This is a genomic window from Sporosarcina sp. BP05, assembly GCF_014282005.1.
Lineage (GTDB): Bacteria > Bacillota > Bacilli > Bacillales_A > Planococcaceae > Sporosarcina.
Genome location: NZ_JACFTD010000006.1, coordinates 243,996 through 259,949 on the forward strand (window position 1 = coordinate 243,996; position 15,954 = coordinate 259,949).

The 15,954-nt window shown below is 42.6% G+C and carries 16 protein-coding genes; 15 read left to right on the forward strand and 1 reads right to left on the reverse strand.

Annotated features, from left to right (window positions below; translation table 11 throughout):
* Positions 1-195 precede the first annotated feature (195 nt).
* Positions 196-1,068 (reverse strand): YitT family protein, encoded by an 873-nt coding sequence (locus H2672_RS09670; RefSeq protein WP_186671098.1) that lies wholly within the window; start codon positions 1,066-1,068, stop codon positions 196-198.
* Between the two features lie 106 nt (positions 1,069-1,174).
* Here H2672_RS09670 and H2672_RS09675 point away from each other — a divergent pair, with 106 nt between their 5' ends.
* The 15 genes from H2672_RS09675 to H2672_RS09745 all read left to right on the forward strand — a co-directional run bounded on the left by H2672_RS09675 (position 1,175) and on the right by H2672_RS09745 (position 15,930).
* The gene (locus tag H2672_RS09675) at positions 1,175-1,513 is read left to right on the forward strand and encodes a nucleotide pyrophosphohydrolase (protein ID WP_186671099.1); all 339 of its coding nucleotides are present in this window, start codon (positions 1,175-1,177) and stop codon (positions 1,511-1,513) included.
* Positions 1,510-2,310, forward strand: coding sequence for a 4-hydroxy-tetrahydrodipicolinate reductase (gene dapB, locus H2672_RS09680; RefSeq protein WP_186671100.1), 801 nt, complete (start codon positions 1,510-1,512; stop codon positions 2,308-2,310). The genes H2672_RS09675 and dapB overlap by 4 nt, the downstream gene beginning before the upstream one ends.
* A gap of 41 nt (positions 2,311-2,351) precedes the next feature.
* Positions 2,352-3,485 (forward strand): N-acetyl-alpha-D-glucosaminyl L-malate synthase BshA, encoded by a 1,134-nt coding sequence (gene bshA / locus H2672_RS09685; protein ID WP_255485635.1) that lies wholly within the window; start codon positions 2,352-2,354, stop codon positions 3,483-3,485.
* The gene (locus tag H2672_RS09690) at positions 3,482-4,672 is read left to right on the forward strand and encodes a CCA tRNA nucleotidyltransferase (RefSeq protein WP_186671101.1); all 1,191 of its coding nucleotides are present in this window, start codon (positions 3,482-3,484) and stop codon (positions 4,670-4,672) included. The genes bshA and H2672_RS09690 overlap by 4 nt, the downstream gene beginning before the upstream one ends.
* Positions 4,650-5,633, forward strand: coding sequence for a biotin--[acetyl-CoA-carboxylase] ligase (locus H2672_RS09695; protein WP_186671102.1), 984 nt, complete (start codon positions 4,650-4,652; stop codon positions 5,631-5,633). Before H2672_RS09690 ends, H2672_RS09695 begins: the two co-directional genes overlap by 23 nt.
* 234 nt (positions 5,634-5,867) lie before the next feature.
* Positions 5,868-6,713, forward strand: coding sequence for a 3-methyl-2-oxobutanoate hydroxymethyltransferase (gene panB, locus H2672_RS09700; protein ID WP_186671103.1), 846 nt, complete (start codon positions 5,868-5,870; stop codon positions 6,711-6,713).
* Position 6,714: 1 nt separating this feature from the next.
* Positions 6,715-7,581 (forward strand): pantoate--beta-alanine ligase, encoded by an 867-nt coding sequence (panC, locus tag H2672_RS09705; protein ID WP_186671132.1) that lies wholly within the window; start codon positions 6,715-6,717, stop codon positions 7,579-7,581.
* On the forward strand, positions 7,569-7,949 hold the full coding sequence (gene panD, locus H2672_RS09710) for an aspartate 1-decarboxylase (RefSeq protein WP_186671104.1): 381 nt from the start codon (positions 7,569-7,571) through the stop codon (positions 7,947-7,949). Before panC ends, panD begins: the two co-directional genes overlap by 13 nt.
* Before the next feature lie 306 nt (positions 7,950-8,255).
* Complete coding sequence (gene dinG, locus H2672_RS09715; protein WP_186671105.1) at positions 8,256-11,033, forward strand: ATP-dependent DNA helicase DinG; 2,778 nt, start codon at positions 8,256-8,258, stop codon at positions 11,031-11,033.
* Between the two features lie 70 nt (positions 11,034-11,103).
* Positions 11,104-11,583, forward strand: coding sequence for a cell wall elongation regulator TseB-like domain-containing protein (locus H2672_RS09720; RefSeq protein ID WP_186671106.1), 480 nt, complete (start codon positions 11,104-11,106; stop codon positions 11,581-11,583).
* Between the two features lie 13 nt (positions 11,584-11,596).
* Positions 11,597-12,790, forward strand: a complete 1,194-nt coding sequence (locus H2672_RS09725; RefSeq protein ID WP_255485636.1) for a pyridoxal phosphate-dependent aminotransferase — start codon at positions 11,597-11,599, stop codon at positions 12,788-12,790.
* 101 nt (positions 12,791-12,891) lie between these two features.
* Positions 12,892-14,187: an asparagine--tRNA ligase gene (gene asnS, locus H2672_RS09730; protein WP_186671107.1), complete on the forward strand. Its 1,296-nt coding sequence runs from the start codon at positions 12,892-12,894 to the stop codon at positions 14,185-14,187.
* Between the two features lie 28 nt (positions 14,188-14,215).
* Positions 14,216-14,929 (forward strand): DnaD domain-containing protein, encoded by a 714-nt coding sequence (locus H2672_RS09735; RefSeq protein ID WP_186671108.1) that lies wholly within the window; start codon positions 14,216-14,218, stop codon positions 14,927-14,929.
* A 10-nt stretch (positions 14,930-14,939) separates the two neighbouring features.
* Complete coding sequence (gene nth, locus H2672_RS09740; RefSeq protein ID WP_186671109.1) at positions 14,940-15,593, forward strand: endonuclease III; 654 nt, start codon at positions 14,940-14,942, stop codon at positions 15,591-15,593.
* Entirely contained in the window at positions 15,583-15,930 is a 348-nt protein-coding gene (locus tag H2672_RS09745; RefSeq protein ID WP_186671110.1) for a YpoC family protein, read from the forward strand. Before nth ends, H2672_RS09745 begins: the two co-directional genes overlap by 11 nt.
* The last annotated feature ends 24 nt before the right edge of the window (positions 15,931-15,954 follow it).

Sequence of the window (15,954 nt, forward strand, 5' to 3'; positions counted from 1 at the left end):
CTATTGTGTTCCTTTACGCCTCTGCTGAGCGCTTTATTGTGGCACATGCTACCCGGTCTGTGGTGTCAGTAACAGGCTCAGTGTATTTTGCTTGTCTTATGGCAGGTGGCATCCCCTAGCGCCTAGGGGGTTTAAGGGGTTCTATATTTTGAAAGCAGGTAATCAGCAATGCCGGCATTGCTGATTTATTTTCACTCACCGTTCAAGCGGCCGTTTTTGTTCATCTAGCGTAAAGCCTTCACCCATAACGTCGTGGACATCGGTGAGTGAAACGAAGGCGTGCGGATCGACTGATGTGATGATGTTCTTCAAACGGACAATTTCATTTCTTCCGACGACACAATAGAGAATTTCGCGATCAGATTTAGTGAAATGACCATATCCTCTGAAGACAGTGACGCCGCGGTCCATTTCTTGTGTGATTTTCGTAGCGATTGCGTCTTGCGCCTCAGAGATAATGAAAGCACCCCTAGCTGCGTATGCACCTTCTTGAACGAAGTCGATGACACGAGCACCGACAAATAGCGCAACAAGCGTGTACATCATCGAGCGGTGGTCAAGATAGACAGCCCATGAAACGAGAATGACAAGCGCGTCGAATAGAAACATTGTCTTTCCCATACTCCAACCGATGTATTTATGGGCCAGACGTGCGATAATATCTACACCACCAGTTGTTCCGCCGTATCTAAAAATGATACCGAGCCCGATGCCGATAAACACACCCGCAAACAAAGCAACAAGGAACATATCGTCTTTCAGATGGATGTCAATCTGATTAATCATAAAGATTTTTAGGAAGACAGACACTGCCACTGTTCCAATGACCGTATAGACGAATACCTTTTTACCTAATAATTTCCAACCAATAATAAACATTGGTATGTTTAAAATAAGGTTCATAATTGCTGGATCCCATTTGAAAGCGAACAGAAGAATCAACGTAATTCCTGTAAAACCACCTTCGGCAAGTTCGTTTTGTATATTAAAATGGACGAGACCGAAACTGAAAATTGCAGAACCAAGAATGATGAAAAAAATATTTTTGAATTTGATCCCGTCGAGCATGTAGCGCACACCTTTCTTTTTCAAGCAATAGAACTATTATCAGCTATAATATTTATTTTGACAATAGTGTTATTAATTTATACGATGGTAAAGGGAGTTGACACATATGGAGCAATCGCAGACGATGGAAAAGCTACAACACGAAGTAGATTTGTACATAAACAGTTTTAAAGAAGGTTACTTCCCTCCAATGGAACTGATCGCCAGGTTGACTGAAGAGCTTGGAGAATTGTCAAGAGAAGTACAGCATGTATACGGCATGAAAAAGAAAAAAACGAGTGAAGCGATAAAATCACTAGAAGAAGAAACGGGAGATTTGCTGTTTGTTCTTATTTGTTTCGCCAATTCACAGGGAATTAGTTTGGAAAAAGCACTATCAACTGTTCTTGGTAAATTCAAGGAACGGGATGCTGATCGCTGGACAAAAAAGGAGGAAACGATATGACAATAAATGTTGCAATTGCAGGAGCACGCGGCCGATTGGGGAGCGCGGCGTTAACTGCAATTTTGAAAGCTCCAAATATGGAACTGGTTGCTGTTCTCGATTATAAGTATAAAGGGCAGTATTTACATGGAACTGAAGTGAATGACGATCCGAGTGGGATCCCGATTTATACATCCTTAGAAAAGTTGGCAGCTGCCAACAAGCCAGATGTGCTTCTTGATGTTACAGATCCAGATGCCGTTTTCAAAAATGTACATGATGCTATTACACTTGGAATCCGACCTGTCGTAGGGACATCGGGGCTTTCTAAGGACAATATTGCCCTATTGACGGAATTGGCAGCTAAAAATCAGATTGGTGGAATCATTGCGCCAAACTTCTCAATCGGAGCGGTATTGATGATGAAATTTTCTGCCATTGCAGCGCGTTACTTAGGTGATATAGAAATACTTGAAATGCATCATGACAACAAAGTCGATGCTCCATCAGGAACAGCAGTAAAAACAGCTGAAATGATTAGCGAGGTTAGGGACTCACATAATCAAGGGCATCCAGATGAAAAAGAACATCAAGCTGGAGCACGTGGTGCAGATTTCGAAGGTATGAAAATACATAGCATCCGATTACCAGGTCTACTTGCACATCAGCAAGTGCTGCTTGGCGGCGAAGGTGAATTATTAAGTATTCGCCATGATTCTTTCGATCGCAAATCATTTGCCCCAGGGATTCTTATGGCGATACACAATGTTATGGAACGACTAGATTTGGTTTACGGGCTTGAAAATATTATCGACTAATAGTGAAGAAATAATACTGTAAGTCGAAAGGGGCACTCTTATTGGAAAAGTTGAAAGTCGGTGTAATCTGCTATCCCTCTCTAGGGGGGTCGGGGGTTGTAGCAACCGAGCTTGGAAAAATGATGGCAGATAAGGGCCATGAAATGCATTACATCACATCGAGTAAGCCGTTCAGGTTTCTTGATGCACACCCAAACATACAATTCCATGAAGTAAAAATCGATGGTTACTCGGTGTTTAAATACCCACCCTATGATATTGCGCTCGCCAACCGGATTGCGGAAGTAATCGAAACAGAGAAACTCGACCTACTTCATGTCCATTATGCTGTACCGCACGCGGTGTCTGCTGCACTTGGTAAAGATATGGCGAATTCCACGATTGGCGTTATCACGACATTGCATGGAACGGACGTTACGATTCTCGGGCATGATCCAGGACTGCGCAATACAGTGCGTTATGGAATCGATAAATCTACGATTACGACAGCTGTGTCCGAATCACTTCGATTAGAGACGTTGGAATTGATTGAACCGAAAAAAGACATTGTAACTATTTATAATTTCATCGATGAAAAAAAATACCGTCCGGTCAATCCTGGAACACTGAAAAGTGATTTTGGAATTGATCCGAATGAAAAAGTGATTGTTCATATTTCGAATTTCAGGAAAATAAAACGAATTCCCGATATTATTGAAAGTTTCAGGTGCGTATTGAAAGAAGTCGATGCAAAACTACTTCTTGTCGGGGATGGACCTGAAAAAATGGAGATGGAAGAACTTGTTATTGAATTAGGTATAGAACAGCATGTTGTTTTTACGGGAAAACGGGATGACTTACCAGAACTGCTAGCCATCAGCGATGTCATGTTTCATTTGTCGGAACAAGAGGCGTTCGGCCTTGTTCTGCTTGAAGCGCTCGCTTGCGGATTACCTTCAGTTGCGACAGATGTCGGTGGAATTCCGGAAGTAATTGAAGATGGTTACAACGGTTTTCTTGTTCAAGTTGGTGACACCAATGCAGCAACGGAAAAAGCGTTGCTATTACTGAAAGATGTTGGCTTACATGCTACATTCAGAGAAAATGGCCTGGCAACAGCGGCAGACAAGTTCCATTCATCAACAATCGTTAATCAGTATGAAAAACTTTATTACGAAGTGGCGGGCAATAAATGACATCATCATTCGGAACTGTGCCAAGCCGCGAAGTCATCCGTACACTTGAAAATGCTGGATATGAAGCTGTATTTGTCGGAGGTGCGGTACGGGATTACCTATTAGGTAAAACGGCGACGGATATTGACATTGCCACTTCTGCGGAACCTAAAGAAGTAAAAGCAGTATTTTCGACAACTGTGGATATTGGTACAGCACATGGTACGGTCCTTGTGCTGATGAATGGTGAACCGATTGAAGTGACTACTTACCGGACGGAGGGCACGTATACAGATCACCGCCGACCGGATGAAGTGCGTTTCGTCAAATCTCTACAGGAAGATTTGCGGCGGCGTGATTTCACGATAAATGCGCTTGCGATGACAAAAGATGGTGAGCTAATCGATTTGTTCGGTGGTAAGGCAGATATGGCTGATCGAATCATTAGAGCTGTAGGGAACGCAGCAGATCGGTTTAACGAAGACGCGCTCAGAATGTTCAGAGCTATCCGTTTTACGGCTGTCCTAGGCTTTGATATAGAGGAACAGACATTTAAGGCGATTTGTGATAATGCTGAGAAAATTCGTTTCATATCCGTAGAACGACTAAAAGCTGAAATGGATAAATTGTTTGCAGGAGATAATCCTGCGAAAGCTTTTCACAGCATACAAAATACAGGATTAAATTTACATCTCCCTCTTTTTCCAATAGATAACGAAAAACTCAACCGGACTGTGCCATTCGAATCGGCAGTTGAAGGTTGGGCTTGTTTTATGATTGCAGGCAACTTTTCACCGTCGGATGTTGCAAGGGCGTATAAATTGTCAAACGTCGAAAGAACATTTCTATCATCCGTAAAAGAAGCATACGCGAATCGGATAGATCGTCAATTTACGCTTGATGACTATTACCACTACGATTTGGCTGCTTTGATTACAACAGAAAAGTTGTTCCAATCAATTCAAAATAATGGCGAAGCAATTTCGATCACGGAAATTAAACAGATGAAACAGTCACTACCGATTCAGTCCGTAGCAGATCTTTCAGTGGATGGTAAGAAACTGATGGAGTGGACGAGTCAAAATGGCGGCAGATGGATCGGTGAATGGATAGGGAAAATCGAAAAAGCCGTCTTGCACGGGACATGTAAAAATGATCCAAACGACATAAAGGAATGGTTTCTATATGAATTCAATCGTGAAAAATGAATTGTTGAAAAGACTGTTCGAAGCACAGGGTGAACCAGTCTCCGGACAAGAAATTGCTGATCAATTTGGGTTATCAAGGACTGCCATTTGGAAATATGTAAAAGAGCTCGAAAAGAATGGCTACGTGATTGGGACGATTCGGAAAAAAGGGTATTATCTAATCGAATCACCGGACCGAGTTAACGAAGCGAATGTACAAAAATATTTAACGACCAAAAACTATGGGCGACACATTCATTATTTTGAGACGTGTAAATCGACGCAGTTCATCGCGCATGATGAAGAACAGAACGGTGCGGCAGATGGAACTGTTGTTATAGCGGAAGAACAAACTGCTGGAAGAGGCCGTATGGCGCGTCCATGGAGCTCTACGGCGGGTAAAGGGATTTGGATGAGCGTTATCACAAGGCCGACACTAACACCGCAACAAGCCCCACAGATGACGTTAGTTGCAGCGGTCGCCGTAACGCGTGCCATTCAGGAAATGACAGGAATCGATCCAGATATTAAATGGCCGAATGATATCCTAGTTAAAGGCAAAAAAGTGACAGGGATTTTAACGGAGCTTCAAGCAGATCCTGATCAAGTAAAGGCAGTTATTCTAGGAATTGGCATGAACGTTAACCAGGACGAATCGGATTTTCCGGAGGAACTGCATGGCATAGCTACATCACTTAAAATGTTAACAGGGGAGACCATAGATCGTGCACAATTGATTGCAAAAACGCTTGGGTTTCTCGAAATATATACGGATCTCTATGTAAAACATGGATTTGGGCCAATCAAGATGCTATGGGAAAGTTATTCCAATACGACTGGGAAGCGGATTCGGGCGGTTATGCTCAATGAAACGATTGTGGGGACAGCGCTCGGTATCTCTGAAGAAGGTGTACTTGAACTTAAGCTTGATGATGGAACCATCCGGGGTATTTATTCGGCAGACATCGAACTTTCAAATTGATCCCTATACATGTAACTTTCAATTTGTTATAGTAGTTTCGAAGGGCGGTATCGAGTGTGAACTGCACCTGTTAGAAACTCATGGAAACTTAAAATTCAATATGATCTGCCTTGATCTTTACGAAAAGACAGGGACGGAGGAAACCATCACAAGATGATACAACCCTTCTGTCCATTTTTTGGCGCAGAAGGGTTTTTATATCCGGTTTCTTCTCAAAGAGAGGGGAATAATAAGATGAAAAGCACAGTTGATTTTATCAAAATGAAAAAGGCGAACGAAAAGATTGTCATGCTAACGGCGTATGATTTTCCGTCTGCAAAACTTGCGGAAGAGGCGGGAGTCGATATTATTCTCGTTGGTGACTCACTCGGCATGGTTGTTCTCGGCTACGATTCGACAATCGCGGTTACAACGGATGACATGATCCATCACGGTAGCGCAACTAGAAGAGGTGCAAAGGAGACGTTTGTTGTTGTTGACATGCCGTTCGGTTCTTATCATGGCAGTGCAGACAGAACGCTAACCGATGCGGTCCGTATTTTTCAACAAACAGGTGCTAACGCACTAAAACTTGAGGGCGCTGGGAATGTGGTTGATACGATTCGCCTCCTAACCGGAACAGGAATTCCAATCGTGGCACATCTTGGTCTATTGCCTCAGTCGGCATCCGTTGTAGGCGGTTATAAAGTACAAGGGAAGACGGCGGAAGCGGCTCAACAACTTATAGATGATGCACGTGCATGTGAAGCAGCAGGAGCATTTATGATTGTCTTAGAATGTATTCCTTATCAGCTTGGGGAACAAGTGTCTGCAGCAGTTTCGATACCAATTATCGGCATTGGTGCAGGAGCAGGAACAGACGGTCAAGTGCTTGTTTATCATGACACTGTAAAGTACGGTAGTCATCACGTACCGAAATTTGTTGAGGTGTTTGCGGATGTCGGTACAGTTATCCATGAGGGTTTGAAAAAGTATGTGGCGTCAGTGAAAGATGGTTCATTCCCAGCAGAACGCCATTGTTTTACAATGAAAGAAGAAGAATTGGTAGCGTTATACGGAGGCAATAAGGATGACAATTGAAATGACGGTTGTTCACTCGATTGAGTCCCTACAAGGAATGCTTGACCGCAACAAGCGCGAAGGCCGTACAGTCGGTTTCGTGCCAACGATGGGTTTTTTACATGAAGGCCACTTGACGCTTGTAAAGCAGGCAAGAGAGCATAATGATATCGTTGTTATGAGTATTTTTGTCAATCCAGCACAGTTTGGTCCTGGTGAAGATTTTGAAGCATATCCGCGTGATGAAGACCGTGATGCAAGTCTAGCAAAAGAGGCAGGGGTCGACATTTTGTTCATGCCGACGCCGGAAGAAATGTACCCGCAAGACGGTGGCGTTCACATCTTGCCTGGGCCACAGTCAAAAGTGCTTTGCGGAGCATCTCGTCCCGGTCATTTTGATGGTGTTTTGAAAGTTGTCTTAAAACTATTTAATATTGTTGACCCAGACCGTTCATATTTTGGTATGAAAGACGCGCAGCAACTGGCAATTATTGAGACGTTTGTTCGTGATTATAACTTGAGAACGTTAATTGAACGGGTTCCGATTGTTCGCGAGCAAGATGGCCTTGCGAAAAGTTCTAGAAATGTCAATCTGACCGAGATGGAGCGTGCGGAGGCGCCAGTTATCCAGCAAGCACTAAAAAAGGGTGTTTTGTTGTTCAATAAAGGTGTCTCGTTGGATGAAATTGAACAGGAAATCGCGGCTTTCATTACAGAAAATAGTTCGGGCATAATGGATTATGTTTCACTACTGTCCTATCCAGCGCTTACAGAATACGATGGTTCGTCAGACGAAGCGATTCTTGCATGTGCTGTGAAATTCGGGAAAACAAGGTTAATAGATAATACAATTATGTCAACAAAAGGATGGTTATCATGTTCAGAATGATGATGAACAGTAAATTACACAGAGCAACTGTAACAGAGGCTGATTTAAACTATGTCGGGAGCATTACGATTGACACTGATCTCCTCGACGCAGCAGGCATGTTGCCGAATGAGAAAGTGCATGTAGTTAACAACAACAACGGTTCACGTTTTGAAACGTATATCATTGCAGGGGAACGTGGAAGCGGTGTTATCTGTGTCAACGGCGCGGCGGCACGACTTGTTCAGCGTGGCGATATCGTTATCATCCTTTCTTACGTCTATATGACGGATGAAGAAGCGCGTAAGCATGAACCAACCGTTCTTATCATGGATGAAAAAAACGGTGTGAAAGAAATTATTCGTGAAAAGCAAGGCATGACTATCTAATTTAAGGGGCTCATTTTGAATCGGTACGCATGATTCCGAATGAGCTTTTTATATAATGAGTAAGAAGATATAAGTTTTACTACATGTCTAGTTGTCTAGACTCCAGACGCCAGCCCCTCGAGTCGCTTCAGTCTTGCTGAAAAGGCAGAGTACGCCTTTATCTTCAAGACTTCCAGCGCTTGTCGGGGCTAAACGGCGTCTTGCACTTTTCATATTTTTATCAATCTGTATGGGCTTTGTACCGACTCGAAAGCCGGAATGTGATACAATTTGCAGTAGTATGTTAAACAGGAAGTTGATGATCGAATGCACAACAAAACGTATGCAGTCGTCGATCTTGAAACAACCGGCCATTCACCGACTAAAGGGGATCGGATGATTCAAATCGCGATTGTGTTTATTAAAGATGGGATAATAGGGGAGAAGTATGTCCGCTTTGTTAATCCAGGACAAAAAATTCCGGCCTTCATACGTCAATTGACGTCTATTTCCGACGAAGACGTAAAAGATGCACCGTTTTTTGATGAAATCGCAGCAGAAGTTGCACTCCTTTTGGAAGGGACAATATTTATAGCGCATAATACTGATTTCGATTTGTCTTTCCTCCAAAGCGAGTTTGCAAGATGCGGTGTTGGTAAGTGGACAGGAAAGAAAATCGACACGGTTGAATTGTCTAAAGTTTTAATCCCATCCGCTCCCAGTTACAGGTTACAAGACATTACTGAAGAGCTTGGGATACCGCTGGGATCTGCTCATCGCGCTGATGATGATGCAGAGGCGACTGCAAAGCTGTTTCTTATTTGCATGACTAAATTGCATACATTACCAGAGGATACGCTGAATCTTCTGCACCGTAGATCGTTTCGGTTGAAATCAGATCTTTCGACACTTTTCTACGAAGCGCTAAAATTGGCGCGGACGAAAAAAATAAGCTCGGATTATTCATTTTTCCGCGGAATCCCCTATCGAAATATGTCGATTGCGAAGGATAATCACTTTGGTCATCCAGTGTATCCGATTGACAATCAGGAGAAAACAGCTCAATTGAAAAAAGCCTATCCTGATTTCGAACGAAGGGAATCGCAATTCGGATTTATGGATACAGTGTGGCATGCATTGTCTGGACGATCAGAAATTATTGCAGAAGTGCCGACTGGAATCGGAAAAACCATGGCTTATCTCTTGCCGGCAGCTATACACTCAATTTCGATTGGAAAGCCTGTGGTTATCAGTACATACACCAATCATCTTGCTGATAAAATCATGGACGAAGAACTAGGGAAAGCAAGAATAATACTTGGATCTGATGTGACGGCGACCGTATTGAAAGGTAGAGAACAATACATTTCACTTGGTAAATTCGAGGAACTGCTACGCATTGCTGATGAGTCGTACGATGAAACGTTTGCCATTATGCAAACCCTCGTCTGGCTAACGGAAACCGTGTCAGGTGATTTGGAGGAACTAAATGTATCGGGTGGAGGCCAGCTGTTTGTCGACCGAATTCGAAAGCGGTCCAATGTGCTAGCACATGATGAGCAAGTTGCTGATTATCATTATCGATTGCTCGAAAGATGCGGACATTCAAATTTAATTATTACAAACCATTCCATGCTTCTTTCTGATAAGAATAGAGAGCAAAAGATTTTCAGCTCACTCGCTGGACTCGTTGTCGATGAGGCCCATCAATTTGTTCAAGCGGCAACATTTATGAATGAAACCGTATTTTCCTACACCAATTGGAAGTATGTCATGGGACAAATTGCGTCTGATGCGACGGGACAACTGTTGCAGCAGGTTGATCAGCTCAATACTCAATTTGGAACAGATCAATCTCGTAGTAGAGCTCAGTTGGATTCTGCATACTTGAAGTTTTTGACATTGTTCGATTATGCGGTAGCTACCTTGACTACATTTAACCCTGCAAAGCGCAAAAAGCAACAGGGAAACAGAATCATTTATACGTTAGCTGAATTGAATTATGGAAGAACTGATTTTTCACAAGTTGCTGAGGCGATGTCAGACTACATTTGTCAAGCTGAATCGTTCACAAGTGGTTTAGCAATTCACGTTGACAATATGACTGGGAATGAACAGGCAATTCTTTCGGAATGGGATTTTTGGGTCCGTGAAATGACAATCAAAGCGGGAGAATGGGTTGAAGTCTTTGTAGATGATAATTCGGAGGACTTCACAGTTTGGATGGAAAAAGATATGCGTAGTATTCCTGGTAGCCTAACAGTTATCAAACGTTCACTAGATGGATCTGGACTGATTCGTGCATTCATTGACAGGCTGAAGGATGAACAAACGGGCATTGTGTGGACGTCTGGAACTCTTGCGATTCCGGAGAATGAGCGTTTCATTGCAAGACAGCTCGGTATCGCTGATTCAATACCGCTCTTAACATTTGATGCGCCTGCCCATTTCTATGAAGGGGCGGAAGTATTTATTGTTAACGATATGCCTGATATTCAGCAAGTCAGTCAATCCGATTATATCGAAGCCGTCACAGACGCAGTCGTTCAGACAGTCATGGCCACGGGCGGAAGGCTCTTTGTTTTGTTCACTTCACAAGATATGCTCAGAAAAACCTATGACCTAATATCAGAAAGTCAGCAGTTAGAGGATTATACATTGTTTGCGCAAGGAATCAGTTCAGGTAGTCGGATCAGATTGTTGAAGTCTTTCAGGCAGTTTACGAATTCCGTTTTATTTGGAACGAACAGTTTCTGGGAAGGTGTTGACGTGCCAGGAGATGCGTTGGCTGCAGTTATCGTCGTTAGGTTGCCGTTTTCATCCCCAGAAGAGCCGGTTTACAAGGCGAGAGCGGCTAAGTTGACGGCTTCGGGGCTCAATCCATTCACTGAGCACGCCTTACCAGAGGCGGTTATGCGATTACGTCAAGGTTTCGGCAGGCTCATTCGTTCATCTTCAGATAAGGGTTTTTTCATTATTTTGGATAGGCGGATTGAAACAAAGTCGTATGGCCAGCGCTTCTTGGAGGCATTTCCGAATGTACCCGTGAAAAAAGTGTCACTCGAACTTATGGTTAATGAACTCGAAAATTGCTATAATGAATAGGTATCTTAAAGGACGCGAATCATAATGATTCGGAAAAAACATTTTTACGACGTACAGGACGTGAAGATTTATGCTGAATTGGATTAAATTCATCGTCGTCTTCCTTTTAATGTTAACTTCAGTCATCACCGTCGCAGTTTTAGTTAATGCCAATAAACCTTTTTCGGCTGCTAAAAAGGCAGCAATCGAATCCGCGATTCAATCGGGACAGCTCGCATCAGTAAGTGCTGCCGATGTCTTCAATGGTACAGTTGCGACAGTAACGGTATTGGGTGTGGACGGGGATGGAAAAGAAAAAGCGGTCTTCGTTGATGAAAACTCAAAAGATGGTTTTAAAGAAGTGAAGTTGACGGATGGGATTTCGGCAGAAAAGGCCGTTGCAAACGTCAAAAAGGAACTGGATGTAGAAAAAATTCTTCATGTCAAGCTTGGGCTAGAGGAAGAGGGACCGGTTTGGGAAGTCGCATTTAAAAGTGATAACGGAAAACTAAATTACGTTTATGTGTTTTTCGAGAACGGTCAATGGTGGAAACGAATATTGAATCTCTAAGGGAGCGATACAATTGACGAAATCATTAGCATCCAGGGTGAATACTCTTTCACCATCAACGACGCTTGCCATAACGGCAAAAGCGAAAGAAATGAAAGAATCAGGTATAGATGTAATTGGTCTTGGCGCGGGAGAGCCTGATTATAATACGCCTGCTAACATTATTGAAGCGGCGTATACATCAATGAAAGAAGGCAAGACGAAATATACGCCTGCAGGTGGTCTGCCAGCTCTAAAAGATGCCATCATTCAAAAGCTACAAAAAGACCAGGGATTAGACTATTCTAGAAAAGAAATCATGATTGGGATTGGTGCAAAGCATGTACTATATACTATGTTCCAAGTTATGCTCAATCCGGATGATGAAGTTATTATTCCATCGCCTTACTGGGTCAGCTATCCAGAACAAGTGAAGTTAGCAGGCGGAGTTCCTGTACATATCGAAGGGACCGCGGCAGCACAATTTAAAGTGACTGCGCAGCAAATCCGTGACGCGGTTACATCTAAAACAAAAGCAGTCATCATCAACTCGCCCGGGAACCCGACAGGCATGATTTACTCAAAAGAAGAATTGATGCAAATTGCGGCCGTTTGTAAAGAAAAGGACATCTGGATTATTTCGGATGAAATTTACGAAAAACTTGTTTATGGTGGAGAAAAACATGTTTCCATCGCGCAAATTTCAGATGATGCAAAAAAGCGGACATTACTTATTAATGGCGTATCCAAATCACATTCAATGACTGGCTGGCGTATTGGTTATGTTGCGGGTGATTCAGACGTTGTTAACGCGATGACAGATCTTGCAAGTCACTCGACATCAAATCCGACGACAACTTCCCAGTATGCGACAATTGAAGCTTATAACGGGCCACAAGATGCAGTTGAAACGATGCGTAAAGCTTTCGAATCTCGTTTGGAACAGGTCTATCCGCAACTATCGGCTATTCCTGGATTTAACGTAATTAAGCCGCAAGGCGCTTTCTATCTTCTTCCAGATGTATCAGAAGCAGCTAAAAACACAGGGTTTGCGAATGTGGATGATTTCGCTGCAGCATTATTAACGACAGCGAATGTCGCTGTTATCCCTGGATCTGGTTTTGGTTCTCCAGATACGATTCGGTTGTCTTATGCAACATCAATCGAATTACTTGAAGAAGCAATTCGACGTATTCATGCATTTGTAGAAGCAAATTGGAAAGAATAAGAAAAGTGGAAGGCGCCTGGAGCTAGAACTTGTTCCATGTCGTAAAACTTATACTTTCATGTCTTATAAAAAATAGAGAAGTTTAACTTTCGGAGGTTATTATGAAAACAATCATGATACATGAAATGCCAAACCACGCTGGTGAAACAGTTCGTATCGGTGGATGGCTTGCCAATAAACGCTCTAGCGGAAAAATTGCTTTCCTGCAACTGCGTGATGGTTCAGGATTCGTCCAAGGCGTCGTAGTTAAAGAAGTGGTAGGCGAAGATATATTCGCAAAAGCAAAATCAATGACACAAGAAAGCTCACTATATATTACTGCAGAAGTAACTGTAGATGAGCGCTCGACATTCGGTTATGAACTGCAAGTGAAAGAAATTGAAGTCATTCATGAAGCAGTCGATTATCCAATCACACCAAAAGAACACGGAACAGAGTTTTTGATGGACCACCGTCATCTGTGGCTCCGGTCTCGTAAACAGCATGCTGTTATGAAAATCCGCGACGAAGTAATTCGCGCAACGTATGAATTTTTCCATATCAACGGATTTGTAAAAGTAGATCCTCCCATTTTGACAGGTTCTTCACCAGAAGGGACATCTGAACTGTTCAAAACGAAATATTTTGATGAGGACGCATTTCTCTCGCAATCCGGTCAGCTTTATATGGAAGCCGCGGCTATGGCACTTGGAAAAGTGTTTTCATTCGGGCCGACGTTCCGTGCGGAAAAATCAAAAACACGCCGTCACTTGATTGAGTTTTGGATGATTGAACCGGAAATGGCTTTCGTCGAGTTTGAAGAAAGTTTGGTCATTCAGGAACAGTTTGTGACGCATGTTATTCAATCAGTACTGCAAAACTGTCCAATTGAACTAGAAAGACTTGATCGCGATTTGACTAAGCTTGAAAAAATTCAAGCGCCATTCCCACGTATTTCGTACGACGATGCTATCAAATTCCTGAATGACAACGGCTTTGACGACATTAAATGGGGAGAAGATTTCGGAGCACCACACGAAACTGCAATTGCTGAAAGTTATGATATGCCAGTATTCATCACACATTATCCAATCGGCATCAAACCGTTCTACATGCAACCGCATCCTGACCGTGACGATGTTGTTCTTTGTGCAGATTTGATAGCACCTGAAGGCTACGGAGAAATCATCGGTGGATCAGAGCGAGTTCATGACTATGAGTTAATGAAACAACGAATCAAAGAGCATAATCTTGATGAGTCTGCTTATGAATGGTATTTGGATCTTAGTAAATACGGGGCAGTACCGCATTCAGGATTTGGACTTGGACTTGAACGTACGGTTGCTTGGATTTCAGGTGTAGAACATGTGCGTGAAACGATTCCGTTCCCGCGTCTTTTGAATAGATTGTACCCTTAATACCTAAATAGAAGAGAGGAGTTCGGACATGCAACACGAAGAACGGCTCCGAATTTGGATTGAGCAGGGGAATGTTAACATTTCCCAGCTTTTTTTTCACAATTATAAAAGTCTAGGGATCAAAGATCTGGATGCAATGCTGATTATGCATATGACAGCATACAAATCCGAGGGCAATCATTTTCCAACCCCAAGCGAGTTTGCAAGTCGTATGGATTTAACAGAAAATGAAGTGTCCATGGTTTTACAACGTTTAATGCAGCACGGTTTACTCAGAATTGGTCAAAGTGAAGATCAAAATGGAGTTTTACATGAAACTTTTTCATTGCAATCTTTGTGGGATCGATTAGTCGACCATATTGCGTTAGCAGCGAATGAAGTTGAAGAAGAGACGCATAAGAACGCGGAAGGGGAAATTTTTTCGCTGTTCGAACAAGAATTTGGACGTTTTCTATCACCAATGGAATGCGAATCAATTACGATGTGGCTGGATGACGATGGACATACAGTCGAAATTATTCGCGCAGCATTAAAAGAAGCGGTCATCGCACAAAAGTTAAGTCTTCGATATATCGATCGGATTCTTTTTGAGTGGAAAAAGAAAAATGTTAAGACATTGTCTGATGTTGAACGTCAAACAAAGTCATTCCGGACTGTAGGAACACGTCCGTCACAGCAACCAGAAAAAACTGTGTCGGTAAAACGTGTACCTTTCTATAACTGGCTGGAAGAACGGGATTAGGTGGGAGTACATGCTGACAAAAAAACAATGGGAATTTTGCCTTGAACAATTCGGCGAAATGTTCCCAGATGCAAATTGTGAACTAGTGCATGACAATCCTTTTGAACTGACAATAGCAACGCTACTATCTGCCCAATGTACGGATGTTCTTGTTAATCGGGTGACGGCGGAGCTGTTTAAAAAATATAAAACACCTGAAGATTATCTAGCGGTTGATGTCGAGGAACTACAGACGGATATCAGATCGATTGGGTTATTCCGCAATAAGGCGAAAAATATTCAAGCTCTAAGTCAAATGCTTATTGATAATTTTGGCGGGGAAGTGCCTGCTAACCGAGACGTTATGATGACGTTGCCAGGCGTCGGCCGTAAAACGGCGAACGTTGTCGTATCGAATGCATTTGGCATACCCGCCATTGCTATCGATACACATCTGGAACGTGTTGCGAAGCGACTAGGTATGAATAGGTGGAAAGACTCGGTGCTAGCTATTGAAGAAAAAATCATGCGCTGGACACCTATGGAAAAATGGACAGATACGCATCACCAAATCATTTTTTTCGGGAGATACCACTGTAAAGCGCAAAACCCTGGATGTACTATTTGTCCACTCCTGCCGTTATGCAGGGAAGGGAAGAAAAGGATGAAAGCAAATGCCGAATGAAGTGAACCGTATCAATAAGAAGCTACTGGCACCTTATTTTGAACAATGGGAAACAGTACGCGACCAGATTGAAACTTTTTATGACAAAAAAGATCATCAAGCAGTTGAGTTGATGAATGTGGCGATAGACAACTATAGTGAATTACTTGAGCACGGTGGGAAAAAGTTAGATGACCGTAAAGGAAAGGTTGTTTATATATTGCTTCCATTGAACGGCGAAGAACGTTTCGAATTTGTGAAAGATAAGATATCGAGCCATTACGCTCATATCCAACTGGATGCACTCTTTACAGAAACAAAAAAGAAAGTTGCCAGGTTGTCGATACAAAAGAAATAAAAAAGCAGAAATCCAGATGCAATT

Bases quoted from the DNA above. Each gene is read 5' to 3' on its own strand.
- panB (WP_186671103.1), top strand. From the start codon at position 5,868: ATGAAAAGCACAGTTGATTTTATCAAAATGAAAAAGGCGAACGAAAAG.
- H2672_RS09735 (WP_186671108.1), top strand. From the start codon at position 14,216: ATGCAACACGAAGAACGGCTCCGAATTTGGATTGAGCAGGGGAATGTT.
- nth (WP_186671109.1), top strand. From the start codon at position 14,940: ATGCTGACAAAAAAACAATGGGAATTTTGCCTTGAACAATTCGGCGAA.
- H2672_RS09675 (WP_186671099.1), top strand. From the start codon at position 1,175: ATGGAGCAATCGCAGACGATGGAAAAGCTACAACACGAAGTAGATTTG.
- panD (WP_186671104.1), top strand. From the start codon at position 7,569: ATGTTCAGAATGATGATGAACAGTAAATTACACAGAGCAACTGTAACA.
- asnS (WP_186671107.1), top strand. From the start codon at position 12,892: ATGAAAACAATCATGATACATGAAATGCCAAACCACGCTGGTGAAACA.
- H2672_RS09695 (WP_186671102.1), top strand. From the start codon at position 4,650: ATGAATTCAATCGTGAAAAATGAATTGTTGAAAAGACTGTTCGAAGCA.
- dinG (WP_186671105.1), top strand. From the start codon at position 8,256: ATGCACAACAAAACGTATGCAGTCGTCGATCTTGAAACAACCGGCCAT.
- panC (WP_186671132.1), top strand. From the start codon at position 6,715: ATGACGGTTGTTCACTCGATTGAGTCCCTACAAGGAATGCTTGACCGC.
- H2672_RS09690 (WP_186671101.1), top strand. From the start codon at position 3,482: ATGACATCATCATTCGGAACTGTGCCAAGCCGCGAAGTCATCCGTACA.
- H2672_RS09745 (WP_186671110.1), top strand. From the start codon at position 15,583: ATGCCGAATGAAGTGAACCGTATCAATAAGAAGCTACTGGCACCTTAT.
- H2672_RS09720 (WP_186671106.1), top strand. From the start codon at position 11,104: ATGCTGAATTGGATTAAATTCATCGTCGTCTTCCTTTTAATGTTAACT.
- dapB (WP_186671100.1), top strand. From the start codon at position 1,510: ATGACAATAAATGTTGCAATTGCAGGAGCACGCGGCCGATTGGGGAGC.
- H2672_RS09670 (WP_186671098.1), bottom strand. From the start codon at position 1,068: ATGCTCGACGGGATCAAATTCAAAAATATTTTTTTCATCATTCTTGGT.